At 62.9% G+C, this 25984-nt stretch carries 21 protein-coding genes and 1 pseudogene; 10 read left to right on the top strand and 12 right to left on the bottom strand.

Annotated features, from left to right (window positions below; genetic code table 11):
• Positions 1-158: 158 nt before the first annotated feature.
• Entirely contained in the window at positions 159-938 is a 780-nt protein-coding gene (locus CDV46_RS08985; protein WP_087686448.1) for a TerC family protein, read from the bottom strand.
• Between the two features lie 192 nt (positions 939-1130).
• Here CDV46_RS08985 and CDV46_RS08980 point away from each other — a divergent pair.
• Together CDV46_RS08980 and CDV46_RS08975 are read left to right on the top strand one after the other, a co-directional pair.
• A pseudogene (locus CDV46_RS08980) lies at positions 1131-2003 on the top strand (LysR family transcriptional regulator); the annotation flags it as partial.
• A 184-nt stretch (positions 2004-2187) separates the two neighbouring features.
• Positions 2188-3261, top strand: coding sequence for an AI-2E family transporter (locus CDV46_RS08975; RefSeq protein WP_087686446.1), 1074 nt, complete (start codon positions 2188-2190; stop codon positions 3259-3261).
• Between the two features lie 76 nt (positions 3262-3337).
• Here CDV46_RS08975 and CDV46_RS08970 read toward each other — a convergent pair whose 3' ends face one another.
• Positions 3338-4915 (bottom strand): tetratricopeptide repeat protein, encoded by a 1578-nt coding sequence (locus CDV46_RS08970; protein WP_087722354.1) that lies wholly within the window; start codon positions 4913-4915, stop codon positions 3338-3340.
• A gap of 483 nt (positions 4916-5398) precedes the next feature.
• Between CDV46_RS08970 and CDV46_RS08965 the strand changes: the two genes are divergently transcribed.
• Both CDV46_RS08965 and CDV46_RS08960 read left to right on the top strand, forming a co-directional pair.
• Positions 5399-7138, top strand: coding sequence for an ABC transporter permease (locus CDV46_RS08965; RefSeq protein ID WP_058376084.1), 1740 nt, complete (start codon positions 5399-5401; stop codon positions 7136-7138).
• 10 nt (positions 7139-7148) lie between these two features.
• Entirely contained in the window at positions 7149-8465 is a 1317-nt protein-coding gene (locus CDV46_RS08960) for an ABC transporter ATP-binding protein (RefSeq protein WP_087686444.1), read from the top strand.
• A gap of 24 nt (positions 8466-8489) precedes the next feature.
• On the opposite strand, the gene CDV46_RS08955 is transcribed toward CDV46_RS08960, so the two are convergent.
• A complete protein-coding gene (locus tag CDV46_RS08955) occupies positions 8490-9383 on the bottom strand; it encodes an outer membrane protein (RefSeq protein ID WP_087722353.1) in 894 nt (297 codons plus the stop codon).
• Between the two features lie 467 nt (positions 9384-9850).
• On the opposite strand from CDV46_RS08955, the gene CDV46_RS27075 reads away from it, so the two are divergent.
• The gene (locus CDV46_RS27075; RefSeq protein ID WP_170935827.1) at positions 9851-9994 is read left to right on the top strand and encodes a hypothetical protein; all 144 of its coding nucleotides are present in this window, start codon (positions 9851-9853) and stop codon (positions 9992-9994) included.
• 58 nt (positions 9995-10052) lie between these two features.
• On the opposite strand, the gene CDV46_RS08950 is transcribed toward CDV46_RS27075, so the two are convergent.
• Entirely contained in the window at positions 10053-11027 is a 975-nt protein-coding gene (locus CDV46_RS08950) for an NAD-dependent epimerase/dehydratase family protein (protein ID WP_170935826.1), read from the bottom strand.
• Between the two features lie 2 nt (positions 11028-11029).
• Positions 11030-12247 (bottom strand): glycine C-acetyltransferase, encoded by a 1218-nt coding sequence (gene kbl, locus CDV46_RS08945; RefSeq protein WP_058376088.1) that lies wholly within the window; start codon positions 12245-12247, stop codon positions 11030-11032.
• Positions 12248-12375: 128 nt separating this feature from the next.
• Here kbl and CDV46_RS08940 point away from each other — a divergent pair, with 128 nt between their 5' ends.
• Positions 12376-12966, top strand: a complete 591-nt coding sequence (locus tag CDV46_RS08940) for a helix-turn-helix domain-containing protein (RefSeq protein ID WP_058376089.1) — start codon at positions 12376-12378, stop codon at positions 12964-12966.
• A gap of 208 nt (positions 12967-13174) precedes the next feature.
• Entirely contained in the window at positions 13175-14797 is a 1623-nt protein-coding gene (locus tag CDV46_RS08935; protein WP_087722352.1) for a methyl-accepting chemotaxis protein, read from the top strand.
• A gap of 3 nt (positions 14798-14800) precedes the next feature.
• Here CDV46_RS08935 and CDV46_RS08930 read toward each other — a convergent pair whose 3' ends face one another.
• Positions 14801-15484 carry a TetR/AcrR family transcriptional regulator gene (locus CDV46_RS08930; RefSeq protein WP_087722351.1) on the bottom strand — a complete coding sequence of 228 codons (684 nt, stop codon included), beginning with the start codon at positions 15482-15484 and terminating at the stop codon, positions 14801-14803.
• 243 nt (positions 15485-15727) lie between these two features.
• Here CDV46_RS08930 and CDV46_RS08925 point away from each other — a divergent pair, with 243 nt between their 5' ends.
• Together CDV46_RS08925 and CDV46_RS08920 are read left to right on the top strand one after the other, a co-directional pair.
• Entirely contained in the window at positions 15728-17014 is a 1287-nt protein-coding gene (locus CDV46_RS08925) for an MFS transporter (protein ID WP_087686440.1), read from the top strand.
• A 68-nt stretch (positions 17015-17082) separates the two neighbouring features.
• Positions 17083-18207 (top strand): alkene reductase, encoded by a 1125-nt coding sequence (locus CDV46_RS08920; RefSeq protein ID WP_087722350.1) that lies wholly within the window; start codon positions 17083-17085, stop codon positions 18205-18207.
• Positions 18208-18281: 74 nt separating this feature from the next.
• Here the strand turns inward: CDV46_RS08920 and CDV46_RS08915 are convergent, their stop codons facing one another.
• The 5 genes from CDV46_RS08915 to CDV46_RS08895 all read right to left on the bottom strand — a co-directional run bounded on the left by CDV46_RS08915 (position 18282) and on the right by CDV46_RS08895 (position 23314).
• Positions 18282-19517 carry a mechanosensitive ion channel family protein gene (locus CDV46_RS08915; RefSeq protein WP_087722349.1) on the bottom strand — a complete coding sequence of 412 codons (1236 nt, stop codon included), beginning with the start codon at positions 19515-19517 and terminating at the stop codon, positions 18282-18284.
• Between the two features lie 193 nt (positions 19518-19710).
• Entirely contained in the window at positions 19711-20913 is a 1203-nt protein-coding gene (locus CDV46_RS08910) for an osmoprotectant ABC transporter ATP-binding protein OsmV (RefSeq protein WP_087686437.1), read from the bottom strand.
• The gene (locus CDV46_RS08905) at positions 20910-21557 is read right to left on the bottom strand and encodes an ABC transporter permease (RefSeq protein WP_058376095.1); all 648 of its coding nucleotides are present in this window, start codon (positions 21555-21557) and stop codon (positions 20910-20912) included. Before CDV46_RS08905 ends, CDV46_RS08910 begins: the two co-directional genes overlap by 4 nt.
• Before the next feature lie 52 nt (positions 21558-21609).
• Positions 21610-22512, bottom strand: a complete 903-nt coding sequence (locus CDV46_RS08900; RefSeq protein ID WP_087722379.1) for a glycine betaine ABC transporter substrate-binding protein — start codon at positions 22510-22512, stop codon at positions 21610-21612.
• Between the two features lie 67 nt (positions 22513-22579).
• Positions 22580-23314: an ABC transporter permease gene (locus CDV46_RS08895; RefSeq protein ID WP_058376096.1), complete on the bottom strand. Its 735-nt coding sequence runs from the start codon at positions 23312-23314 to the stop codon at positions 22580-22582.
• A gap of 869 nt (positions 23315-24183) precedes the next feature.
• Here CDV46_RS08895 and CDV46_RS08890 point away from each other — a divergent pair.
• Positions 24184-25551 (top strand): GGDEF domain-containing protein, encoded by a 1368-nt coding sequence (locus CDV46_RS08890; RefSeq protein ID WP_176399040.1) that lies wholly within the window; start codon positions 24184-24186, stop codon positions 25549-25551.
• Here CDV46_RS08890 and CDV46_RS08885 read toward each other — a convergent pair.
• Complete coding sequence (locus CDV46_RS08885; RefSeq protein ID WP_058376098.1) at positions 25548-25961, bottom strand: VOC family protein; 414 nt, start codon at positions 25959-25961, stop codon at positions 25548-25550. The genes CDV46_RS08890 and CDV46_RS08885 overlap by 4 nt on opposite strands.
• Positions 25962-25984: the final 23 nt, after the last annotated feature.

Raw genomic sequence — 25984 nt, 5'->3', positions numbered from 1 at the left:
GAACTCTTCAATCGCATCGCCCAAACGAAAAAGCGGCGCCGATTCTCATCGGCACCGCCTTGTTCACTTCACCCGCAATTCACCCGATATCGCAGCGACGTGACGTCAGTCAGCCTTCGACACGCACGTCATACATGTTGCGTATCGCCGGGCACAGGTCACTCCACTACGCGCGCCTTCTCCACGTCGCGTCGCGCTTTGGCACGACGCGTCAGCATGTTCAGGCCTTCAACGAACGCCGAGAATGCCATGGCTGCGTAGATGTAGCCCTTCGGTATGTGCGATCCCATGCCTTCGGCAATCAGCGTCATACCGATCACCAGCAGGAAGCCCAGCGCCAGCATGATCACGGTCGGGTTCGCTGCGATGAATCGCGAGAGCGGCCCCGCCATGAACAACATCGCCGTCACCGCAGCAATCACCGCAATAAACATGATCGGGATGTGCTCCGTCATGCCCACCGCCGTCACGATACTGTCGATCGAGAACACCAGGTCCAGCACCAGAATCTGGATCACAGCCGCCTTCGCCGTGATCGTCACCACCGCGCCAGCCGCCGAGCCCGTCTCAGCGTGCGACTCATCGCCTGTGCCGGACGCCACGTGATGGTGCATCTCCTTGGTCGCCTTCCACACCAAGAACAGACCGCCTGAAATCAAAATCAGGTCGCGCCACGAATAACCGTGATCGAACAACTCGAACAGCGGCGTGGTCAGCTTGGCAATCCAGGCCACCGTGCCCAGCAACGCCAGACGCATCACCAACGCCAACGCAATGCCCATGCGCTGCGTGCGCGCGCGCATCGACAACGGCAACTTGTTGGTCAAGATCGAAATGAAGATCAGGTTGTCGATGCCAAGCACGACCTCCATCACCACCAGCGTAACGAGCGCCGCCCATACCGCCGGGTCGGCCGCCAAAGCAAGCAGATAGTCCATAAGTGCGCCAGAGTTTCCGTAGAGTTATCGAAATCGCGCCGCCAACCACTCTCGCCAGCCGCCCCGATTTCGTTTGTTGTCCCGCCAACATCGCATCACGCGGGTTCAGGTCAGCATCATCGTCGAACTCATGTTTCGCAAAAACCAGCTATATACTTCACCTTAGTTCGGTTTTTTCGAAGTTGCCGCTTTATGTTGAACTACCGTCATCTTTACTATTTCTGGGTCGTCGTCAAGGAGGGAGGCTTCGCAAGGGCCGCCGAGCGCCTCGACATGGCCGTGCAGACGATCAGCGCCCAGGTTCGCGAGCTGGAAAAGTCGCTGGGCCACCAGTTGCTCAAACCGCTCGGGCGCGGCGTGACCATGACCGAACCCGGCCAAGCCGCATTCCGGCGCGCGGAAGAAATCTTCCGGCTCGGACAGTCGATCCCTGACGAAGTCCGCGAAGCCGCCAGCGGTCGCGTCGCACGTCTGGCGGTCGGTCTCTCGGACGGGATTTCGAAACTCGCCGCCCACGCCCTGCTCGCACCAGTACTCGCCACCCCCTCGCTGCGGCTTGTCTGCCATGAAGGCGAGCACGAACAACTGCTCGCCGAACTCGCCCTGCACAAGCTCGATCTCGTACTCGCCAGCCAGCCCGCCCCCTACAACCCCACGCTGCGGCTCGCGAGCGAACGCCTTATCGAATCCCCCGTCGACTGGTACGGCCCCGCGTCGCTCGTGCGCAACACCTCACGCGAACACTTTCCGCAGTGCCTCACCGAACTCCCCGTCCTGATGCCCACCGGACATTCGGCCCTGCGGGCGCGCCTCGACCAATGGTTCGAAGCCCAAGCCATACGTCCGAACATCATCGGCGAATTCGAAGACAGCGCGTTGATGGCGGTCTTCGCCACGCGCGGCATGGGCGTCTTTCCGCTGAGCGAAGCCGGCGCGGGCGACGTGTCGGTACTGCGCGGCCTGCGTTGGCTCGGACGGCCGCAAGGCGTGCACGAAGAAATTCACGCGATTCGCTCACGGCGCGGCGAAGGTCATCCGCTCGTCCACCAGATCATGCAGGAAGCGGCCGCGCTCGCGGCGACACCATCCGAGTCTGATATAACGACACGTAAGCCGACGACCGCACCGACGCCGACGACAACGGCAACGGCAACGACAACGGTTACGTCAGCTACGGCGAGTGCCACGCGTACGACGCGTGACACCTCCGCCGAGCCGTTGACACCCCCAGCCGCTTCGAGGAAATCTCATGTCAAGCCGTAGCGAGCAGCGCAAGTTCTTCCATCTCCTGCTGTTCGCCGTGACGATCGCCTTCGTGTGGATTCTGTTTCCGCTGTTCGGCGCCGTCTTCTGGGGAACGATTCTGGCCGTGCTGTTCCAGCCGATTCAGCGCCGCATCGAGCTTCGTATGCGGGGACGCAAGAATCTGGCCGCCCTCGTCACCCTGTCACTGATCCTGATCATCGTGATCCTGCCGCTCACGCTGATCGTCGGCATGCTCACGCAGGAAATCGGCACGGCCATCGTGCGCTTTCGCACCGACCTGCCGCAACTCACCATCGCGTTTCAGGGGCTGCTCGACCGCCTGCCCCTGAGCGTGCACCGGATCATGGATCTGGCCGGGATACAGGACGTCACGGCCATGCAGCTGAAACTCGGCGACGGTGCCGCGCAGATCGGCCGCTTCGTGGCCGTCTACCTGCTAAGCATCGGTCAGAACACGGCGCAATTGCTCGTCAGCTTCGGCGTGATGCTCTATCTGCTGTTCTTCCTGCTACGTGACGGTATCGTGCTGGGCGTGATCATCCGCCGCGCCATTCCGCTCGACGAGCGTCACAAGACGCAGTTGCTCAAGCAGTTCACGACGGTCGTGCGTGCCACGGTGAAGGGCAACATCGCCGTGGCCGTAGCACAGGGCGTGCTCGGCGGCTTCATCTTCGCGGTGTTGGGAATTCAGGGGTACGTGCTCGCCGCCGTGGTGATGGCGTTTCTGTCACTGCTGCCGGCCGTGGGCGCGGCCTTCGTGTGGGTGCCCGTGGGCGTGTGGCTGTTTCTCTCGGGCGATATCTGGCGCGGGGTCATCCTCTTCGCCTTCTGCGGCACCATCGTCAGTCTGGTCGACAACGTGCTGCGCCCGATCCTCGTGGGCAAAGACACCAAGCTGCCCGACTGGGTGGTACTGATCTCCACGCTCGGCGGCATGTCGCTCATCGGGCTGACCGGGTTCGTGATCGGCCCGCTCATCGCCGCCCTCTTCATCGCGTGCTGGAACATCTACACCCGCATGCGCGACGAAGAGGTCGATCAAAGCGATATCGGCTGACCCGGGCGGCCGTCAAGGCGGCCTGCCCGAGTGGCCGGTTGAATGGATCAATGGCCGAATGCGGCCATCGTTGAGCTCAACCCGCGACCGACTCCGCCTTCGCGTTCGTCGCGACGGCATCCAGATCCGCACTCACCTGCGCCATCACCGCATCCCAGTCGCCGCGCTGCGGCTGGCGATAAAGCGCTGCCGACGGGTACCACTCGCTGTCGCGCCGCGTCAGTTGCCAGCGCCAGTCAGGCGTGTGGTTGAGCAACACCCACACCGGTTTGCCAAGCGCCCCTGCCACGTGTGCCACGGCGGTGTCCGCCGTAATCACCACGTCCATCTGCGCAATGACGGCCGCCGTCTCGGCAAAATCGCTGAGCTTCGCGCCGATGTCGCGCACGTTGGCGTGCGTGGCCAGTTGCGCGCGCTCCTCGTCGGTCGCGTCCACTTGCAAGGAAAAGAACTTTGCGCCAGTGGCGAACACCGGCTTCCAGTGATCGAGGCCGACATCGCGATTCGGCGGAAACGGACGCGGGCGCCAGGCAAAGCCCACGCGCACTTCGCCCGCCGGTTTCGCCCCGAGCATCGAGCGCCAGATCATTTCGCGCGCCGCACTTGAGCGCACATAAGGCATGTGCCCACTGCTCACGTCACCGCCGACGCCGAGCAAATACGGCAGGCTGAGCAACGGCATCTGCCAGTCGAACGACGGCACCGGCATATGCTCGCCCAGCACCGTCACGCCACGCGCAAAACCGCCCAGCAGCGTGACGAGCGGCGCCTGCACGCAGAGCATCACCTGCGCGCCCAGCTCCACCAGCCGAGGCACGAAGCGCACGAACTGTAGCGTGTCGCCAAAACCCTGCTCGCTATAAACAAAGACTTTCTTGCCCGCCAGCGGCGCACGGCCATCCCACAGCCGATCGGGGAAGCGGCGCGTTTGCCCGCCATCGAGCCAACGCCATTCATAGTCACGCCAGCCGTGCTCGAAGTCGCCGAGCAACAGATTCGTCTGCGCACGATTGGTACGGGCGCCCGCGTGTTCCGGCGACGATTTCACGGCTTGGGTGAAGCACTGCAAGGCGTCTTGGAAAGCGTGCCGCTCGCGCAGCGCCACGCCGAGATTGACCAGCGGGTCGGGCTGCTGCGGCGCAATGGCGTTGGCGAGCCGGTAGGCATCGATTTCTTCGTCGTACCGGCCCAGTGCACCCAGTGCACGGCCACGGTTGAAGTGGGCTTGCCACAGCGCAGGGGCCTTGGCGGCGGTGCGCTCGAACCAGGTCAGCGCACGCGCGTTATCGCCCGCCTGCGCCCAGGTCATGCCGATCGTGTGCATCGCACCGATGACATCGGGAGACTGCTGCACGGCCGACTCGAACAGCGCGTCGGCACGCATGGGCCGGCCCGCCTGCAAACTGGCCATCGCCGCGTCGAAAGTGACTTGCGCCCCAGCCTGCGGCACCAGCGCCAGCATCCGGTCGAACGCATCGGCCGCCGCGTCGAACGCGTTCATCCGCAGCGAGACATAGGCGAGCCCTTCAAGGCCGGGCAGGAACTCCGGCGCCTGTTTGAGCAACTGGCGCAGTTCAGCAATCGCTTCGCCCAGCCGGCCAGCGGCACTCAGTTGTCGTGCGCGCTCGCAACGCGCATCCATTGGCGTCGTCATGCGGCGCTTCCTTACTGTTCTTGAAATTGGGGGCGGGTCGGCCAGGCGGTCCTTTGTACATGGCGTACATCGAGTACCGGCGGCCCGAACAAGCGGTGCACACTACACCACCGCACGGCACGAAGCAAGCCGCGGGGATTCGGCCTTCCAAGTGACGCAAAGTTCACATCCGGGAGCAACGTAAATGTGACAATTTTTGTGGCCTGCACCGGAGATATCTAAACTGTCTTACCCTTCGAAACCGTAACTGCGGCAGTGCAGCATAAAAACCACAGTCGGCAAATGGTGATCGCCGTTTGCCAGCCCGATGCGGTCGCTTTAACATCATTTTGCGGGTCAATCTGGTAGCATCCGCTGCCGTCCATGTGTACGTGCGCGATCGCTGGCAATTTTGCGGGCAACCAACCCGCTGCGATCCCTGCCACGACGCATGCCGACGCCGAGTCCGTTGTTCGTCCGACCCCTCAAAATCACGAGGTCCTGATGCCGCGCGTAGCCCGACCGTTCATTCCCGCCACCGCGCGACGCCTGCTGCCCAATCGCTGGGATTTCATTGCCTTCCCGATCATCATCGGCTTTCTGATGGTCAGTTCTTCAGGCATTCGCCAGACTTGGGCACCGCTGGCCGATCTGCAAACCGAAGTCATCTCGCTTGACCCGTCCAATCTGCCCGAGTACGCGCTACGCACCACGCTGCGCATGCTCGCCGCGATGGTCGCCTCGCTGATCTTCACGCTGATCTACGGCACGCTCGCCGCCAAGAGCCGCCGCGCCGAGAAGCTGCTCGTACCGATGCTCGACATCCTCCAGTCGGTGCCGGTGCTGGGGTACATCTCGTTCACGGTGACGTTCTTCCTCGCGCTCTTCCCCGGGCGCGTGCTGGGTGCCGAGTGCGCCGCCATCTTCGCGATCTTCACGAGTCAGGCGTGGAACATGACGTTCTCGTTCTACCAGTCGATGCGAACCCAGCCACGCGATCTCGCCGAAGTCTCGGTGAACCTGCGGCTCTCGCCGTGGCAGCGTTTCTGGAAGCTCGACGTGCCCTACTCGATGCCCGGCCTCATCTGGAACATGATGATGAGCATGTCGGGCGGCTGGTTCTTCGTGGTCGCGTCCGAAGCCATCACCGTGGGCGACAAGACGGTCACGCTGCCGGGCATCGGTGCCTATCTGGCCACCGCCATCCTCCAGCGCGATCTGCACGCCGTGGGCTGGGTGATTCTCGCCATGACGGTTGTCATCCTGATTTACGACCAGTTCCTGTTCCGCCCGATGGTCGCCTGGTCGGACAAATTCCGTCTGGAAGACACGGTCTCGCAGGCCGCCCCCGAGTCGTGGGTGCTGAACATGATTCAACGCACTCGTGCGATTCAGTACCTGCTGCGCCCGTTCGGCAAGCTGCTGCGCACGATTGCCCGCGCGCGCATGCCGATCTCGCTGCCGGCGGCCATCCATTCCGAGTCGAATTCGCCGCTGTCTCGCGTCATTGACTGGATCTGGGCAGCGTTGCTGGTCGTGCTCAGCGTGTTCGCCGCGTGGAAGATCGTCGCCTTCGTACTTGCTGAAGTCGGCTTTTCCGAAATCCTGCGGGTGTTCGGTCTGGGCCTGATTACGCTGGTGCGTGTGATGGTGCTGATCGCCGTGGCGTCGGTCGTGTGGGTGCCGCTGGGCGTGCTGATCGGCCTGCGCCCCAAGCTCGCCGAACGGATTCAGCCGCTCGCCCAGTTCCTCGCGGCCTTCCCGGCGAACCTGCTGTTCCCGATCTTCGTGGTGGCAATCGTGCATTTCCACGCCAACCCCGACATCTGGCTCTCGCCGTTGATCGTGCTCGGCACGCAGTGGTACATCCTGTTCAACGTGATTGCCGGCGCGACCACCTTCCCGAACGATTTCAAGGAAGCCGCCACCAACTTCCGCATTCGCGGCTGGCAATGGTGGCGTCAGATCATGCTGCCGGGCATCTTCCCGTACTACGTGACGGGCGCGATTACCGCCTCGGGCGGCGCATGGAACGCGTCCATCGTCTCGGAATACGTGCAATGGGGCGACGACAAGCTCGCCGCGCACGGTCTGGGCGCCTATATCGCGCAAACGACGGCGGCCGGCGACTATCCGCGCATTCTGCTGGGCATCGCCGTGATGGCGCTGTTCGTCGTACTGTTCAACCGCTTGCTGTGGCGTCCGATGTACGCCATCGCCGAAAACAAGCTTCGCCTGAATTGAAGGGACCGTGATGCCGAACGATACCCAACCGACCGTCGGAAAAGAGATCTTCTCGCTCGCCAATGTCAGCCGCGGCTTCCGCAAGGGCAGCGACGAGCGTCAGGTGCTCGATGGCGTGAACCTGCAACTGCATGAAGGCGAAATCGTCGGCATGCTCGGCCGCTCGGGCTCGGGCAAGTCGACGTTGCTGCGCATCATCGCCGGCCTGATCCAGCCCAGCTCGGGCGACATCCGCTACCTCGGCGAGCCGCTCGAAGGGCCGCCCGAAGGCGTGGCGATGGTGTTCCAGACCTTCGCGCTGTTCCCGTGGCTGACCGTGCTGCAAAACGTGGAAGCCGGTCTCGAAGCGCTCGGTGTCGAGCCGAAAGAGCGCCGCAAGCGTGCGCTTGCCGCGATCGACCTGATCGGTCTGGACGGCTTCGAGAACGCCTATCCGCGCGAACTCTCGGGCGGCATGCGTCAACGCGTGGGCTTCGCCCGTGCGCTGGTGGTCAACCCCACGCTGCTGCTCATGGACGAGCCGTTCTCCGCGCTCGACGTGCTGACCGCCGAGACGCTGCGTACCGACCTGCTCGACCTGTGGAGCCAGCGTCAGTTGCCGATCAAGTCGATCCTGATCGTCACGCACAACATTGAAGAAGCCGTGTTCATGTGCGACCGCATTCTGGTGCTGTCGTCGAATCCGGGGCGCGTGGTGGCCGAGATCAAGGTGCCGTTCCCGCACCGCCGTAATCGTCTCGACCCGGCCTTCCGCAAGATGGTCGACGACATCTACGCGCTGATGACCTCGCGCCGTAACGCGCACACCACGCAGAAGATTCCGCTGGAGCTGTCGAGCCCGCTGCACGAAGTGTCGACCAACCTGATGGCCGGTCTGCTCGAAGCGCTGGCCGGCCCGCCCTACAACGGCCGCGCCGACTTGCCGGATATCGCGCAGACGCTGCTGCTCGAAGTCGACGATCTGTTCCCGGTGGCGGAAATTCTCGACCAGTTGGGCTTTGCCGAACTCAAGGAAGGCGACCTGCTGCTGACGGCGGCCGGCAAGCGTTTTGTGGACGTAAGCACGCAGGAGCGCAAGGTGCTGTTCGCCGAGCATCTGCTGCGTCACGTGCCGCTCGCCGCGAAGATTCGTGCCGTGTTGCAGGAGCGTCGCGGCGGGCGGGCGCCGCGTGTGCGTTTCGAACAGGAACTGGAAGATTCGATGTCGGACGATCTCGCCCAGGAAACGCTCGATACGGCCATCAACTGGGGCCGCTACGCCGAGATCTTCTCGTACAACGACCACACCGAGACGTTCAGTCTCGAGGACGTGGAAGGCGCGACCTGAGCGTAAGGGTAAGGGGTCGCGGTTTCAGAACGCGTACCCCACGCCGATCATCCAAGTCTGGTTGATCGTCTTCGAATCGGGTTCGTAGGCGTTCACGCCCGGCGAGACCTGCGTCACGTCGGAGCGGCCGTACTGGAAGCGCGACCACTCGTAGGTGGTGTTCACGTGGAAGTTGCGCGTCACCGCGTAGTCCAAACCGAAGCCCGCCACGACCACCGGCTTGCTGCCCAGCGTGAACGTGTTCTGCGAGCCGGCCAGCGTCATTGAGGCGCCGAGGACGGCACCGGCGCGCACATCGGCCGTTGCCACCAGTTTCGAGGTGACTTCGAGCTGGCCCATCAGACCGCCGCCCACCACATGGTGACGATACCGCTCGTAGAAACCGTACGGGTCGCGGCTGCTGTCTCGAATCCAATCGCGATAGCTGTAGCTCACGTACGGGACGACTTGCGCGTGCCACGTGCCGAGCATAAACGGCAGCGCCTTGCCCGCCTTGAGCGTGACGTCGGTCGCGGTGGAGCGCGTACTCATCTGGTAGTTCGGCAGCACCACGCGGCCCGTCGGGTCCTGCAAATAGCCGCCGTAATCCGTGGTGCCGTGGGCAACGCGCACCTGACCACTGAAGTACAGATTGGAAATCCCGAACAGCTGATGCTGTGTGGACGCGCCGAGCCCGAACGCGGCAGTGGTGCCTCGCTCGGAATCGCTTTTGCCCGCGCCGATGTTTTCCCAGTAGTGCAGTTGCTGCACCCCGCCGTCGACCCAGACCTGATTGTTGGCGCGCAGCATCGCTTCCTGCGCATGGGCGTTGCTCGCCATCAAAGTCGCGGCAACCAGTGCAATGGCGGTGGCCGCATGACAGGCAGCGGCGGCTCCGCGTTGGCCGCAATCGATGGTGCGGCGCGTCTTCGGCGTCATGGCACGGCCCTCCCCAGGCGTGAACTCAACGACGACTCGGCAATGGCCGTCAGCGCGGCCACCGTTTTCAGGCATTGTTTCAGCGCGTGACGTGGTGCGCAAGCGGGCAACCGTGGATTTTTTGTGGTCTTCGAGATTCAAAAATCTCGCGATTCGAGAGACCTATGCGCACTTGCCCGGGCCAACACATGGGCGGCCTTGATGGGCGAGCGTGAGGGCTGCGCAAGTGTGGAGGGAAGAGGAGGCTGGGCGATCCCGAGGATGGCGTCGAAACGCATGGGACGGCGGCCTGACCGTGTCAAAAAGGCCACACCTATCAGTGTAGATACTGATTAGCGGTCGTTTTTGTGCGGTCGCATAATCAGTCAAGGATCTGCCTGTCACGCGCCGGGGGGCGCTGCGACAAGCCTTCGCGCAGATCCCATCCGCGGCAAAGACCGTGTGTCAGAAGACCCGAGATACGCACTATGAGCTACTACCATTCGAAAGAAGAAGGCCGGGGACGCGCCATCACCTTCACCTCTGGCTATCGCTGGCGCCGTCGCGGCATGGCCGTCACCTTCGCGGTCATCGCTGCATTGGTCTACTACGCGGTACATCACCCGAAGTAAGGCTCCGAAGTACGGCCACGTCAAGCAGGACGCGGCCGCTTCTTCCCTCTCGTGCCCTTCAGGCGGCGTTTCCCAAGGCCGGCGCATGCCAGTCGAGAGGAACGTTCGCGAGCATGTCGTCGACCATCGCATCCAGACCGAACGCCGGCTGCCAGCCCCAGTCGTAGCGGGCATGCGTGTCGTCGAGCGTATGCGGCCACGTCTCGGCAATCGCTTGCCGGAAGTCCGGCGCGTACTTCACCGTGAAGCCCGGCACACGACGTTCGATCGCCGCAGCCAGCGTCGCCGGATCGAAGCTCACCCCCGCCACGTTATAGGACGAGCGCACACGCAGACGCGAGGGGTCGGCGTTCATCAGCTCAAGCGTGGCGCGCACGGCGTCGGGCATGTAGATCATAGGCAGCGTGGCGTCTTCCTTCAGGAAGCACGTGTACGTCTCGCCACGGCGCGCCGACTGGAAGATATCGATCGCGTAGTCGGTCGTGCCGCCGCCCGGGGGCGTCTTGTAGCTGATGACACCCGGATAGCGCAGGCTGCGCACGTCCACGCCGAACTTCGCGTGGTAGTACTCGCACAGCCGCTCGCCCGCCTGCTTGCTGATGCCGTACATGGTGGTCGGGTCCATGATCGCGAGCTGCGGCGTTTCAACGGCCGGCGTGTGCGGGCCGAACGCGGCAATCGACGACGGCCAGAACACGCGCAAGCCCTTGCGCGACTGGTGCTCGCGGGCCAGTTCCAGCACGTTGAGCAGCCCGTTCATGTTGAGCGTCCACGCCTGCAACGGACGGGTTTCGCCGGTGGCCGACAGCAGCGCCGCCAGATGGAATATCTGGGTGATGCCGAAGCGCTCCACGAGCGCGGCCAGACGCGCCGCATCAAGCACGTCGAGGGTCTCGTAGTGCACCGGATGGCGCGACGGCCCCGGTGCGATATCTGTCGCCACGACATTCTCTTTGCCGTACTGCGCTGCCAGGGCTTCGACGAGTTCGCTGCCGATCTGCCCGTTGGCGCCGATGATGAGGATCCGTTCCATGTTCAACCTTGCTTGAGAATGCCGAGTTCGTTACCGGCCTGCGCAAAGGCGGCCAGCGCGCGCGTGAGTTGTTCACGCGTGTGGGCCGCCGAGAGTTGCACGCGCACGCGCGCCTGCCCCTGCGGCACCACCGGATAGAAGAAGCCCGTGGCGATCACGCCCAGTTCGTACAGGCGTTGCGCGAAGCTTTGCGCCAGCGTGGCGTCGAACAGCATCACCGGCACGATCGGGTGCGTGCCCGGCTTGATCGTGAAACCCAGCGCAGCCACTTCGTGGCGGAAGAACGCCGTGTTCTCATGCAACTGCTCACGGCGTGCCGACGAGTGTTCGAGTTCGTCGAACACCGCCAGCGACGTGCCGACAATGGCCGGCGCCAGACTGTTCGAGAAGAGATACGGACGCGAGCGCTGACGCAACGTCTCGATGACTTCGCGGCGCCCGGCCGTGAAGCCGCCCATCGCGCCGCCCAGCGCCTTGCCCAGCGTGCCCGTGATGATGTCGATCTTGCCGATCACACCATGATGTTCATGCGTGCCGCGCCCGGTCGCGCCCATGAAACCGGTCGCATGACACTCGTCGATCATGATCAGCGCGCCATACTGTTCCGCCAGCGCGACGATGCGGTCGAGCTGCGCAATCGTGCCGTCCATGGAGAACACGCCGTCGGTGACGATGATGCGGTGACGCGCCCCGGCGGCCGCTTGCAACTGGCGCTCCAGGTCTTCCATGTCGTTGTGGGCGAAGCGCAGACGTTGCGCCTTGCACAGCCGCACGCCGTCGATGATCGAGGCGTGGTTCAGCGCGTCGGAGATGATGGCGTCCTGCTCGTCGAACAGCGGCTCGAACACACCACCGTTGGCGTCGAACGCGGCGGCATACAGGATGGCGTCTTCCGTGCCGAGATAGGCGGCGATGCGTGCCTCAAGTTCCTTGTGCGGGCCTTGCGTGCCGCAGATGAAGCGCACCGACGACAGGCCGAAGCCGAAGTCTTCGAGCGCCTTCTGGCCGGCCTTGACCAGCGATTCGCTGCCCGAGAGGCCGAGATAGTTGTTGGCACACAAATTGATGCGGGTCACCCCGTCGTCGCACATTACCTCCGGCCCCTGCCGCGACATGAGCACGCGTTCCTGCTTGAAAAGGCCTTGGCGGCGCGTGTCTTCGAGTCGTTCGGTCAGTTGCTGATAGAAGCCCTCGCGGGCTTCCGGGGTTTGTGCGGTCATCGTGTGCATCTCCTCGGTCGTTCGGCCGGTGCGCTCTGCTACCATGCAGGCATTCACCTTAGCGGAAACTATACTTTATATTGAACTAGTTTCAATATATTGAAAAATTCTAATATCCCGGAAAGAATATGGCAAGCACCCCCGCAACGCCCGCGACCGTGCCGACGGCACCGCCGCCGGTCGGCGACATGATTCAGCAACTGCGCAAAGAACGCGGCATGACGTTGGAAACCCTCTCGCGCGCCTCGGGCGTCTCGAAGTCGATGCTCTCCCAGATCGAGCGCGACAAGGCCAATCCGACCATCGCCGTGGCCTGGCGGCTGTCCAACGCACTGGGCGTGCGGCTCGATCAGCTACTCGGCGCGCCTGCTGGCGACCCGGAACCGGTGCGCGTGATCGGCAAGCACGAAATTCCCACGCTGGCCGGTGCGGAGCATGCCTATCAGTTGAAGATCCTGGGCCCGATGGAGCTGGCCGGGAAATACGAGTGGTATGAGCTCACGCTCCAGCCGGGTTCCGCGCTCGTCTCCGACCCGCATGACCCCGGCACCCGCGAGCACTTCACGGTGTTCGACGGGCAGGTGGACATCGAAGTCGAGACGTTCGTGCGCCGCGCCAAGCCCGGCGAGACGGCTCGCTACCCCGCGGACCGCGCCCATGCGATCCGCAACGCGGGCAAGTCCGTGGCGCGCGGGCTGCTCGTGGTGATTCACGGTTAAGCCCTTTCCCCCCTAAGCCGCTTCCGCTCAAGTCCGCCGCCAGACTGCCGTTACCACACGTTCGGTCGGTGCCTTCATCAGGGGCACTGATAACCAATACACAACCGGACCGCCCGGACGTCTCCGCCTTGTGAGACGTCAAGGGCAGCCGCCGCCAGCGCAAGCACTTAGCAAGCACCTAAGCGGAACGAGTGGGGATGACGAAGTAATGCAGCGATTGAGTTTGAATGCGAAGTTGTGGTCGGCCGTCGGGTTGATGTGGGTCAGTCTGCTGGTCATGGCAGTGTGGGGCGCCTGGGCCCAGCGCAATACGATGCTCACCGAGCGTCGCGCGGGGCTCACTCACGTGGTCGATTCGGGCCTCAGTCTCGTGAAGCACTACGCCGAGCGCGCCGAACGCGGCGAAATGACTGTCCCCGACGCACAGAAACTCGCCCGCGAGCAGATCGGTGCGATCCGTTACGATGGCGACAACTATTTCGGTATCTTGAACTCGCAGCGGGTGATTGTGCTGAACTCGGTCAATCCGAAGCTCGAAGGCAAGGATATGAGCCAGTTCCGCGACCCGTCGGGCAAGCTCATGTTCTCGGACATCGTCGCCGCTGCGCGCACCGACAATCCCTTCGTGACCTATCTCTGGCCCAAGCCGGGCTCGGACAAACCCGTCGAGAAGATCAGCCGCGTAGGGGCCTATACCCCGTGGGACTGGTATCTGACGACCGGCGTCTACGTCGACGACATCAACGCCGCCTTTGTCGGCGCGCTGCTGCGCTGGGGCGCCATTCTGGCCGTCATCGGTCTGGCAGTTTCCGCCGTCATGCTGCTCATCATCCGCAACGTGCGCGACAGTCTGGGCGGCGAACCGGAATACGCGGCCGACATCGCCTCGCGCATCGCCGATGGCGATCTGCTCACGCAAGTGAAGCTGCGTCAGGGCGATCGCGACAGCCTGCTTTACGCGATGCAACGCATGCAGGGAAATCTGCAACAGATGATCGGGCGGATTCGCAGCGGCACCGGTGCCATTACGACGGCCGCGCGCGAGATCGCCGAAGGCAATACAGATCTGTCGGCGCGTACCGAGCAGCAGGCGGCGGCACTGGAAGAGACGGCATCGTCGATGGAGCAACTGACCTCGACCGTTCGCCAGAACGCCGACAACGCGCGTCAGGCCAGCCAGCTCGCCGAGAGCGCCTCGTCCATTGCCGTGCGCGGCGGACAAGTGGTCGATCAGGTGGTGGCGACGATGGAAGGCATTTCGTCGAGTTCGAACAAGGTCGTCGACATCATCAGCGTGATCGACGGCATTGCGTTCCAGACGAATATTCTGGCGTTGAACGCCGCCGTGGAAGCTGCGCGTGCCGGTGAACAGGGCCGGGGCTTTGCCGTCGTGGCAGGCGAAGTGCGTACGCTAGCCCAGCGCAGCGCCGCCGCAGCGAAGGAAATCAAGGAACTGATCGAAGCGTCGAACGGCCGAGTGCAGGACGGCTCGGTGCTCGTCGCGCAAGCCGGACAGACGATGCACGACGTGGTGCAGGCCGTGCGCCGCGTGACCGACATCATGGGCGAGATTTCCGCCGCATCGAGCGAACAGAGTCACGGCATCGAACAAGTCAGCCGGGCAGTCACGCAGATGGATGAAGTGACGCAGCAGAACGCCGCGTTGGTGGAGCAAGCCGCCGCCGCAGCCGCTTCGATGGAAGATCAGGCCCATCAACTCGATGCCGCCGTAGCCGCCTTCCGGATGGCCACCGGACAGCACGTCGAGATGTCGTCAGGTCCGCTGAGAACACAAACGGCGTCGGTGGCCATGAAGCGTCTGGCGGCCTGAGGTTCAGGCAGGTGCAGCCACTTCCAATAGCGCCGCGTCGATGATCTGCCCTGCCACCGTGGGCAACACCCGCAGCGGGGCCGACCCCGGGCCGAACGTCTGGCTCGCGGCGTAGGCCCCTTCGAGCACCAGCGACAGCGCATCGACCAACGGGGCCGGTTCCTGCAATCCGGCCGCCGTTGCCAGCTCGGTGAAGCGGCGCACCACTTCCGCCTTGTAGTTCACCACCGACTTGCGGGCCGGGTGTTCCGGGTCCGGAAATTCGGCGGCCACGTTCACGAACGGGCACCCGCGGTAGCCGGGATGGCTCGCACGTTCCGCCAAATCCACGAAGATCTGAAGCAACTGCTTGCCCGGCTCGCCCGGTCGACGGGCAATGCTCTCGTCGATGCGCTGAAGACTGCACGTCTGCATTTCATCCAGATACGCCAGAATCAGTTCGTCCTTCGACGCGAACTGGCGATACAGGCACATCTTGTTGACGCCCGCACGCTTGACGACGGCGTCCACCCCCACAGCCCGCACACCCTCCGTGTGGAACAACTCCACGGCGGCATTGAGCAGATACTGCTGCGCCAACGGTGCCGGCGTCACATGACGCCCGCCTTTGACCGTGCTGCGGCCCGTTGCGGGGGAGCCTTCCGCGCGGGTGGCTTGCGTGGGGTCCGGGGCTATCGTTTTGGCCATTCTCTGGCGCTCCTGATTCTATGATTTGTGACGGAAGGCATGCGGCGCCTCGGCAGTGCGCTGGCGGGCTGCTGAAAGCCCCTGCCGTCACAAAGGAATGCTTGACATGTTACCGATCGGTTCATAACATGGCAACCTCATGTTACCGAGCTGTCACAAACCGTTATCCCGATAGACAGCATCGTGACAGGCAACGTTCCCGAAATCGTGACGCGGTCCCCCGGAACCGCAAGGATTCCCGCCATGAAGGCAGCCATTGCAAGACGCATCAACGGCCATTTCCACTACGGGTGGATCGTCGTGGGCGTGATTTTCCTCGTCCTGCTCGCCTCCGCGGGCATTCGCGCCACGCCCAGCGTGATGATGGTGCCGCTGGAGCACGATTTCGGCTGGAGCCGCGCCACGGTGTCGCTGGCGATTTCCGTGAACCTTGCGCTGTATGGCCTGACCGGACCGTTTGCGGCGGCGGCGATGCAGCGTTTCGGCATTCGTCCGACGGTCATGGTCGCCTTGTTGCTGTTGTCTTCGGGCACTGCCCTCTCCTCGTTGATGACCGCCCCGTGGCAGATGATCCTGATCTGGGGCGTGATGGTCGGTGGCGGTACCGGTGTCGCAGCGGTGACGCTCGCGGCGACCGTCTCGAATCGCTGGTTCCATACGCACCGTGGCCTTGCCATGGGCATTCTCACGGCCAGTTCGGCGACGGGCCAGATGGTCTTCCTGCCGATGATGGCCGCCATCACCGAGCGTTACGGCTGGCGTCCGGTCGTGCTGATCGTCGCGGTCGTTGCTGCGCTCGTGCTGCCGCTGGTCGCATTGCTGGTGCCTGAGCGTCCGGGCTCGGTCGGTCTGCGCCCGGTGGGCGCGCCGGAAGACGCCCCCGACGTGCAACTCGCCCAAGGCAACCCGCTGAAGCACGCGCTGTCGGTACTGCGCATGGCAGCCGGCAAGCGCGACTTCTGGCTGCTCTTCTTCAGCTTCTTCATCTGCGGCGCCAGCACCAACGGTTATATCGGCACGCACTTCATCGCGATGTGTGGCGACTATGGCATCTCGGAGGTCAAGGGCGCCGGTATTCTCGCCGCGATGGGCGTGCTCGATCTCGTGGGCACGACGCTCTCCGGCTGGCTGTCTGACCGCTACAACAGCCGTGTGCTGCTGTTCTGGTACTACGGGCTGCGTGGTCTGTCGCTGATCTATCTGCCCCATGCGTTCGGCTTGGACTTCTTCGGCCTGCCGCTGTTTGCCCTGTTCTACGGCCTCGACTGGATTGCCACGGTGCCGCCGACGGTGCGCCTGACCACCGACGTGTTCGGCAAGACCATGGCGCCGATCGTCTTCGGCTGGATCGTGGCGGGGCACCAACTCGGTGCAGCGACGGCGGCACTGGTCGCGGGCTCGCTTCGGGCCACGCTGGGCAACTACACGATGGCGTCGATGCTCTCGGGCGGCGTGTGCATCATTGGCGCCTTCATGGTGCTGCGTATTGCGCGCCGGGCACCGACGAGTGCGAGCCCTGCAAGCGCTTAAAAATTGCCTTAACCTGTGCAGGTTTTTGTGCAGCACAGCAACCCCCAACTTTCACAGGACCTTCAGCAATGACGGATTCCCAAGCTACCCAACTCTCGTCACTCGACACGGACCTTTTTTCGCCGTACCGGCTGGGCCCGCTCGAACTGAGCAACCGCGTCGTGATGGCGCCGCTGACCCGCAGCCGCGCCAGTGCCGGCGACGTGCCGGGCCCGCTGGTCGCCGAGTATTACGCACAACGTGCATCGGCCGGCCTGATCATCAGCGAAGCCACCAACATTTCGCAGCAAGGCAAGGGCTACGCGTTCACGCCCGGCATTTACACCGACGAGCAAGTCGCCGGCTGGAAGCAAGTGAACGACGCCCTGCACGCCAAGGGCGGCAAGATTTTCTGCCAGCTCTGGCACGTGGGCCGTATCTCGCACCCGTCGCTGCAACCGGACGGCGCACTGCCGGTCGCGCCTTCGGCCATTCAGCCGGCCGGCAAGGCCTTCACCGAACATGGGTTCGAACCGCACCCGACGCCGCGTGCGCTTGAGACGTCCGAGATTCCGGGCATCGTCGAGCAATACCGTCATGCGGCAGAGTGCGCCAAGCGCGCCGGTTTCGACGGGGTGGAAATCCACGCCGCGAACGGTTATCTGCTCGACCAATTCATGCGCGACAAGACGAACCATCGCACCGATCAGTACGGCGGCAGCATCGAGAACCGTGTGCGTCTGACGCTGGAAGTCACGCAGGCCGTCGTCGATGTGTGGGGCGGCGATCGCGTCGGCATTCGTCTCTCGCCGATCAGCCCGGCCAACGATTGCGGCGACAGCAATCCGGAACCGGTGTTCACCTATGCCGTGGAACAGTTGAACCGTTTCGGTCTCGTGTATCTGCACGTGGTCGAAGGGGCAACGGGCGGCCCGCGCGAAGTGCCGGACGGCTTCGATTTGCAGAAGCTGCGTCGCTTGTTCAACGGCACCTACATGGCCAACAACGGCTATGACCTCGCACTGGCGATCGAGGCACGCAAGGACAACCTCGCGGATCTGATCGCCTTCGGCAAACCGTTCATCTCGAACCCGGATCTGGTGGAACGCCTCAAGCGCGGCGGCCCGTTCAACCCGCTCGACCGCGACACGCTTTACGGCGGCGACGCCCGTGGTTATGTGGACTATCCGACGTTGGATGCGGCGGTGGCGTAAGCTCGCCACGCATCATTCAGAGTGAAAGAAAGGGCTCCCTCGGGAGCCCTTTTGCTATCTGCCATCTACGCCAGTCAAGCCGCCCGCTGCTGCCAGCGCAGCAAATCGGCACCGGCCGGGTTCTGGTACATGCGCAGGCCGAACTCGGGCAGGATCGCCAGCAGGTGGTCGAACACGTCACCCTGCACGCGCTCGTATTCGGCCCACACGATGGTGTTCGTGAAGCAGTACAGCTCGACGGGAATGCCCGTGGCCGACGGCTCCAGCGAGCGCACCATGCACGTCATGTTCTCGTGAATATTCGGATGCGACTTCAGATACGCCAGCGCATACGCGCGGAACGTGCCGATGTTCGTCAGCCGGCGCGTATTCGCCAGCACACCCGCCGCATTGCCCAATGCGGCATTCGCCTCGGCAATCGTGCGCTGCTTCTCCGAGAGATACGGCGCCAGCAGATGCACCTTCGACAAGCGCTCGATTTCGCTCTCGTCCAAAAAGCCCACGCTGCCCGCATCGATGCACAACGTGCGCTTGATGCGTCGCCCGCCCGCCTGCTGCATGCCGCGCCAGTTCCGGAAGCTCTCCGAGATCATCCGCCACGTCGGAATCGTCGTGATCGTCTTGTCCCAGTTCTGCACTTTCACCGTGTGCAACGCGATATCCACCACGTCGCCATCGGCGCCAACCTGCGGCATCTCGATCCAGTCGCCCACGCGCAGCATGTCGTTGGAGGTGAGCTGCACGCTCGCCACGAACGACATGATCGTGTCCTTGAACACCAGCAACAGCACCGCCGACATCGCCCCCAGCCCCGAGAGCAGCAACCACGGCGATCGATCGATGATGGTCGCCACGATGGCAATGGCCGCGACCACGTACAGTGCAATCTTGCCCAACTGCACGTAACCCTTGATCGAGCGCGTGCGCGCATGCTCCGACGTCGCATAGACGGCCTGCGACGCATTCAGCATGCCAGCGATGGCGAGCGTCGCGTAGAGCAAGGTCGTCGCCAGCGCCACATTGGCAATCACGATCGCAAGCTTCGGTGGCACATCAGGGACCAGCTCGATGCCGAACTGAATCACCAGATACGGCAGAATGTGCGCCGCGCGCTGGAAGACCCGATGGCTCAGCAAGGCGTCGTCCCATCGGTTGGCCGTGCGTTGCACGACCATGCGCGCCACACGCACGATCACGAACGTCGCCACCGCCTGCACCAGCAACGCCGCCGCGACCAAGATCGCCAGCCCGCCGACCATGTGCGCCCACTGCGCGTTTTCCAGCCACTTCAACATCGAATCCCACGTCATCCTGCAACTCCTTGACTACGATTTGCCTGCCTGCTGCTTGTTGTCTTTCGTCGACGTCGCCACGTTGACGCATTGTCCACGCGCGAACGACAGATGCGACAGATGCGACAGATGCAAAAATGACGGCCCAACTGGACCGTCATTTCCTTACGCCACATCTCGGCAGATCCTCTTGCCCGGACGGCGCACAGCCTTAAATCTGCGCCCCGAACGGCACACTCGCCACCACGCTCGGCGAACCGGGCAGCGACGGGGCGGAAATCGTACCACCGCCGCTACTGCCGCGCGATTTGCCGGAACTCAGATAGTCGGCAATCGAGTCCTGCGTGACTTCGCCCAGATACTGATTGTCGTCGCCAAGCACCGGCAGCGATGCCAGATTGTGTTCATACATGCGTGACAGCAGCACACGCAGATTGTCGTTGGCCACCGCCGACGCCTTGAAGTCGCGCACCCGCTCGCCGCACGTTCCCTGTGCATGACGAGTGTCGCGACGTGCAATGTAGCCCAGCGCCTTCGCGTTCTCGTCGACGACAACCAGCGAGCGCGTGTCCAGCTCGTCCATCATGCCGTAGGCCTCCGCGAGCGTGGTCTGCGGCTTGACGGTCGGCTGCGGCGTCGCGGCATCTTCCGCACGCACCAGCAGCAGGCGCTTCAGAATTCGGTCGTGACCGACAAAGCTCGCCACGAACTCGTCGACCGGGCGCGCCAGCAGCGCATCCGGTTGTGCGTACTGCACCAGACGCCCCTGCCGGAAGATCGCAATGCGGTCGGCCAGCTTGATGGCTTCGTCGATATCGTGACTCACCATGATGACGGTCTTGCCCAGTTGACGCTGCATCTGGAAGAACTCGTTCTGAATCGACTCGCGATTGATCGGATCGACGGCGCCGAACGGCTCGTCCATGAGCAGCACGGGCGGGTCGGCCGCCAACGCGCGAATCACGCCGATACGCTGCTGCTGCCCGCCGGACAACTCACGTGGGTAACGCGACAGATAGTGCTTCGGGTCGAGGGCCACCATCGCCATCAGTTCGGTCGCACGTTCGCGGCAGCGCTTCTTGTCCCAACCCAGCAGACGCGGCACCACCGTGATGTTCTCTTCGATGGTCATGTTCGGAAACAGACCGATCTGCTGAATCACGTAGCCGATGTGGCGGCGTAATTCGATTTCGTTGATCTTGCCGGTATCTTCGCCGTTGAGCAGAATGCGGCCCGACGTGGGCTTGATCAAACGGTTGATCATCTTGAGCGTGGTGGTCTTGCCGCAACCCGAAGGGCCCAGGAAGACGCAGATTTCGCCCGGCGGCACTTCGAGACTGACCGAGTTCACGGCGTTCACGCGCGTGCCGTCTTTCTGAACGAAGCTTTTGGTGAGATTGTCGAGTGTAATCATGCGGTTCGAATTCCTTTTGGTGTCAGCACGCGCTGGAGGCGGTGCAACAGGGTGTCGGCAACGATGGCGAGCAAGCTCACCAGGACCGCACCCACGACAAGTTGCCGGGTATCGCTCTGGCTGATCCCCTGGGTGATCAACACCCCGAGACCGCCGGCGCCGACGATGGCACCAATGGCCATCACGCCAATATTCATCACAACAGCCGTGCGTACGCCGCCCAGCACCACCGGCACAGCCAGCGGCAACTCCACCAGACGCAAGCGCTGCCAGAACGTCATGCCGATGCCGATGCCCGCTTCGCGGATGCTCGGATCGATCTGTTGCAGCGCCAGACACGTGTTGCGCATGATCGGCAACAACGAATAGAGAAAGACGGCGGCCACGGCCGGCGCCGGTCCGATACCGATGCCGTAGACCGACAGCAGCGGAATCATCAGGCCGAACAGCGCGATCGACGGGATCGTGAGCACGACCGTCGCCAACCCGAGCACGACGCCCGACAGCCAGCGAAAACGCGTGACCAGCACGCCCAGCGGCACGCCGACCACGATGGCCGCACCCACAGATGCGGCCACCAGCCATGCATGCTGGACCGTGAGGTTCAGGATGCGGTGCCAGTTGTGAGTCAAAAATTCAATCATTGGAGTTCCTCGATCTGTGACGTCAGCGGCGGAGCCATCTGAGGCAACGGCCTCACTGCACCAGCCCTTCCTGCGTGAGGAATTCGCGCGCCACGCGAGCCACGCCCTTGTGCTCGATGTCGACCCTGGCGTTCATCTCGCGCATGTTCTCGTCGTTGATCTTCGCGGCCAACACGTTGAGTTCATCGGCCAGCTTCGGATTCGCGTCGAGCACTTCCTTGCGAACCACCGGCGTCGCGGCATACGCGGGGAAGAAGCCCTTGTCATCGGTGAGCACCTTCAGGTCGAAACCCTTGTTGCGGCCGTCGCTCGTGTAGACCAGACCGCTGTCGATCTGCTCGTTCTTGAGCGCCGTGTAGACGAGGCCCGGGTCCATCTGCTTGATGTTCTCGCGCTCGAGATGGAAGTCGTAGAGCTGTTCCATCGGCTCGAGACCATCGGAGCGGCCGACGAATTCCATGTCGAAAGCGAACTGCATCTTCGGATTCGTCTTGAATCTTTCGATCAGTTGCGAGACGGTTTCGATGCCGGCTTCGCGAGCGATCTTGCCCGGCATGGCGAAGGCGTAAGTGTTGTTGAGCGTCGACGGGTTCAGCCAGACGATGCCGATCTTGCCGTCGAGTTCTTTCACTCGCTCGTAGGTCTGCGCGGGGTCGAGCTTCTCGGTGACCTTGTTGTAGACGATCAACGACGTGCCGGTGTATTCCCAGACGACGTCGAGCTGATTGCTCTCCATGCCCTGGCGCATCACCACGCTGCCGAGACCGTTCTTGAGTTCGACGTCGTAGCCTTTGCTTTTCAGGTACTGCGCCGTCATCTCGGAGAGAATCAGTTGCTCGGTGAAGTTCTTGCCGCCGATGGTGAGCGTGGCGGCTTGCGCTACGCCACTCACCGCGATGGCCGTCAGCGCCAAGCCGGCAACGGCGAGCTTGCGTGTCCGGCGCGCGACGTGCATGAAGCGCGGCAGCTTGCCGAATCGTGTTCGGGAGAAAATGGATTTCACGTGTGGGGTCTCCTTTGTCTTAGCGCGTGGCCGCGCCGTGACGTGCAAACCAGAGGCCGCTCGCGAAGGCGACAATGCCGTCGAGCACAAGCGCAAGCAGCGCGGTGCCGGCAGCGCCGAGCAACAACTTCGTCTGGTCGTTCAAATAGATGCCCGGGAAAATCAATTGCCCCAGGCTGTCCGCGCCGATCAGGAAGGCGAGCGGCGCCGTTCCGACATTGATCGCGAGCGAGGTGCGAATGCCGCCGATGATGACCGGCATGGCGTTGGGCAGGTCCACGCGAAACAGCACTTGCGCGGGCGTCATGCCCATGCCGCGTGCTGATTCACGCAACGCGGCGGGTACCTGGCGCAGGCCTTCGTAGGCGTTGCGCACAATCGGCAGCAGCGATGCGAGCCACAGGGCCAGAATGGCCGGGCGATCGCCGATACCAAGCACTGCCATCGATAGCGCGAGCACGGCGAGCGACGGCAGCGTGTTGCCGATGTTGAAGATCTGCACGGCGCGCTCCGCATGTTTCGCGAATATCGGCCGCGAGATCAACACGCCCGCAGGCACGCCGACGGCAATGGCCATCGCCATCGATATGGCCACGAGCTTCAAATGCTGTTGGGTGTAATACACCAGGTCTCCCCGGTATTTGACGAGCGCATCCACGCCCAGCCAATACACCAGACCGGCGACTGCGGCGGCAACACCAAGCAGTCCGAAACCGGCCAGATAGAGAATGCGATACTGCTTCGCCACGTTCATGCTCCCTTTGAATGGGTTGGCAGCGCTGGCGCGAGGCAATAGCAATCGCCCCGCGTGACAACGCGGTCAAACAAGCATGACAACTGATAGCTGCCTTGCGAATTGTGAGGTGTTCGATCCGAAGGTCTGAGAAAGACAACGGTGACGAACCAGGCGTCGCGATATGCGACATGAGAGACGAGCTTTCGACGCCGTGGGCGCCTGGGCCTCTCGATACACGCTTATTGAAAGCGCGCGAATGTTTTACTGCACAAGCTCATTGCGTGATGGTACGGATCGCCGGCGCAACGAGGAACACCGGCAACGCTTATGTTTCTATTGGCCAGTCAGAGCGATTGGCCTTTTTTATTCTAGTACAGATAGTGCGTCGATGCCAACCCATGAGACACCTTCTGCCATGAATCGGCCGCAATTTCGCATAATCTGCCGCGATATTTCCCATATATATCGGATGCCGAATTAATTGCACACGCTGTAATCCCCCGCCATCTCTGGGTTCTCGCGTGGTCAATGGGAATTGTCCCATTTTTTACGAATCAAGCGTTTCGCAGAGCGGTTCAGTGTGCCGCGTTTAATTATTTTCCTGACTTAGTAGTGATCCCTCTAAACGCTTTTTCGACTCCCTGAAACTCGCCTGTTCATGCGGGTCTGCGCGAATTTAGAGGGGGGTCATGGAAACGGATGCCAACCCCTGGAAACTCGTGTATTCTCCGAGGTTTATCTTAGTTTTCAACCATTTAGCGCTAAATCGGGGAAACGCGACGGCAACGCGAGGCTATGACTTTGCGGCCAGTCACGAGTGCGAAGGTTGGACGGTAAAAGAGCGATCGTGCGCGAGGCACGAGGGCGTTGATTGGCAAATAAGAACTATGAAAAGCACCATCAGCCGTACCGAACAGGGCAACCGCGTTGCTGCGACGACGATTCTCGTCGCGTGTGCCGCGCTCACCCTCGCGGGGTTTCTCACACGCGCCTTCGAAGGCGCGGTGAACCCGCTGCTCACCTTCTTCCTGGTCTCTGCCGGGGGCATCCTCAATTTATCGACGGCGTGTCTGCTCGGCGTGCAGTACCTCTACAACGGCAAGCGCTACTTCGCCCAGTTCGGCTGTGCGTTTTTGCTGCGCGGCCTGTTCATGTTCACGCAAGGGGTGTTGCTGGCGAACCAGCTCGCCGGCATCTCCACACACATCACGCGCGCCCCCTTCTGGCTTTGGCTGGTGGCCGAAGCGAGCTTCGCCGCATACGTGATGATCAGCGTGCGCAGTTATTCGCGCACGCGCAGCGACCCGCACACACGCCCCGGCTATCGCGATGCGGCGCGCCACGGCGCGACGGTGCTGATCATCTGGTTGACGGTATCGCTCTCGGTGGTCGGCGCGGCCCGCACGCTCGTCACGCCAAAGTTTGCCGGAAGCATCGACATCGAGACGATGGCACTGGGGGCACTCTTCGTCGCCTACGTCGCGTTGTGGTGGCGTATTGCGGCGGTCACGCGGCTCTCGCACAAGTTGTTCCTGCTGGTGTGGGTGGTCGTCACCATCTCGCTGTGCCAGTTGCTGCTCGCGCTTACCGCGCCGAGCGAAGCGTCGTATCAGTGGTACGCGGCCCGCCTGCTGGCGTTGGCATCTCCGGGTGTGGCGACGCTCGCGCTCGTGTGGGAAATCACACGCCAGTATCAGTCGCTGGCGCTCACGAATACCGATCTCGTCGAGAAGGTGTTCATCGACCCGCTCACGCATATCTATAACCGGCGCTATTTCGACAATCGCATCCGCATCGTCGCGGATCGCGTCCAGCAATACAACACGCCGCTGTCGGTGCTGATCATCGACATCGATCTGTTCAAGCAGGTCAACGACCGCTATGGACACCCGTTCGGCGACACGGTGCTGCAACGAATCGCCAACACGATTCAGCACTGCATCCGCCTGCCGAGCGATTTTGTCGTGCGTCTGGGTGGGGAAGAGTTTGCCGTGGTGCTGCCGGAGATCGATCAGCACGCCGCGTTGCGCGTCGCCGATCGCATTCGCGAATCGGTCAAGCGCGCCAGCACGGACCTGCTGCCCGCCAAGGCCCGTGAAGACGGCGAGGCGATCACCATCAGCGTGGGCATCGCCTCGTGGCATCCGGGCGAACCGTTGGTCATCAGTGCGATGCTGGAGCGCGCCGACAAGGCGCTGTATCAGGCCAAGCACAAGGGCCGCGATCAGAGCGTGCTGGGGCAGTTGGCCGCCTAACGTCGCGTTGGCGGCCCTTTAAGCTCTACGACATTCCCGTCGGGATCGGTGAGATAGCACGACGGCCCTTCGCCGTGCGCACCGTACCGCTGCACGACTTCCCCAAGCGTCACGCCATGCGAGGCCAGTCCCTGACGGATGGCCTCATCGTCGAACGGTTCGACACGCAGACAGAAGTGATCGAGATTGTGCCCCTCGGCCCCCGGCGCTTCACCGCCCTGCCGGCCGATCGTGCCAGCCACGTCGACCAGATCGATCAACGCGTCGCCCGCGCGCAACTGCACGAGCCCGATATCGGCCTGCACCTTCTCGAGCGTGCAGCCCAGCACGTCCACATAGAAGTGCTGTAGCCGCGCCACATCCACGGTGCGCAGCACCACGTGATCGAGTGCGACGAACGGAATCTTCATCGGGCCGCCGCTACCGAACTCTT

This window comes from Pandoraea sp. PE-S2T-3 (assembly GCF_002179965.1).
Classification (GTDB): Bacteria; Pseudomonadota; Gammaproteobacteria; order Burkholderiales; family Burkholderiaceae; genus Pandoraea.
This window is presented reverse-complemented; position numbering and strand designations above follow the sequence as displayed.

Bases quoted from the DNA above. Each gene is read 5' to 3' on its own strand.
- CDV46_RS08965 (WP_058376084.1), top strand. From the start codon at position 5,399: ATGCCGCGCGTAGCCCGACCGTTCATTCCCGCCACCGCGCGACGCCTG.
- CDV46_RS08900 (WP_087722379.1), bottom strand. From the start codon at position 22,512: ATGCACGTCGCGCGCCGGACACGCAAGCTCGCCGTTGCCGGCTTGGCG.
- CDV46_RS08940 (WP_058376089.1), top strand. From the start codon at position 12,376: ATGGCAAGCACCCCCGCAACGCCCGCGACCGTGCCGACGGCACCGCCG.
- CDV46_RS08985 (WP_087686448.1), bottom strand. From the start codon at position 938: ATGGACTATCTGCTTGCTTTGGCGGCCGACCCGGCGGTATGGGCGGCG.
- CDV46_RS08935 (WP_087722352.1), top strand. From the start codon at position 13,175: ATGCAGCGATTGAGTTTGAATGCGAAGTTGTGGTCGGCCGTCGGGTTG.
- CDV46_RS27075 (WP_170935827.1), top strand. From the start codon at position 9,851: ATGAGCTACTACCATTCGAAAGAAGAAGGCCGGGGACGCGCCATCACC.
- kbl (WP_058376088.1), bottom strand. From the start codon at position 12,247: ATGACCGCACAAACCCCGGAAGCCCGCGAGGGCTTCTATCAGCAACTG.
- CDV46_RS08890 (WP_176399040.1), top strand. From the start codon at position 24,184: ATGAAAAGCACCATCAGCCGTACCGAACAGGGCAACCGCGTTGCTGCG.
- CDV46_RS08970 (WP_087722354.1), bottom strand. From the start codon at position 4,915: ATGACGACGCCAATGGATGCGCGTTGCGAGCGCGCACGACAACTGAGT.
- CDV46_RS08950 (WP_170935826.1), bottom strand. From the start codon at position 11,027: ATGGAACGGATCCTCATCATCGGCGCCAACGGGCAGATCGGCAGCGAA.
- CDV46_RS08930 (WP_087722351.1), bottom strand. From the start codon at position 15,484: ATGGCCAAAACGATAGCCCCGGACCCCACGCAAGCCACCCGCGCGGAA.
- CDV46_RS08975 (WP_087686446.1), top strand. From the start codon at position 2,188: ATGTCAAGCCGTAGCGAGCAGCGCAAGTTCTTCCATCTCCTGCTGTTC.
- CDV46_RS08885 (WP_058376098.1), bottom strand. From the start codon at position 25,961: ATGAAGATTCCGTTCGTCGCACTCGATCACGTGGTGCTGCGCACCGTG.
- CDV46_RS08895 (WP_058376096.1), bottom strand. From the start codon at position 23,314: ATGAACGTGGCGAAGCAGTATCGCATTCTCTATCTGGCCGGTTTCGGA.
- CDV46_RS08960 (WP_087686444.1), top strand. From the start codon at position 7,149: ATGCCGAACGATACCCAACCGACCGTCGGAAAAGAGATCTTCTCGCTC.
- CDV46_RS08910 (WP_087686437.1), bottom strand. From the start codon at position 20,913: ATGATTACACTCGACAATCTCACCAAAAGCTTCGTTCAGAAAGACGGC.
- CDV46_RS08905 (WP_058376095.1), bottom strand. From the start codon at position 21,557: ATGATTGAATTTTTGACTCACAACTGGCACCGCATCCTGAACCTCACG.
- CDV46_RS08920 (WP_087722350.1), top strand. From the start codon at position 17,083: ATGACGGATTCCCAAGCTACCCAACTCTCGTCACTCGACACGGACCTT.
- CDV46_RS08915 (WP_087722349.1), bottom strand. From the start codon at position 19,517: ATGACGTGGGATTCGATGTTGAAGTGGCTGGAAAACGCGCAGTGGGCG.
- CDV46_RS08925 (WP_087686440.1), top strand. From the start codon at position 15,728: ATGAAGGCAGCCATTGCAAGACGCATCAACGGCCATTTCCACTACGGG.
- CDV46_RS08955 (WP_087722353.1), bottom strand. From the start codon at position 9,383: ATGACGCCGAAGACGCGCCGCACCATCGATTGCGGCCAACGCGGAGCC.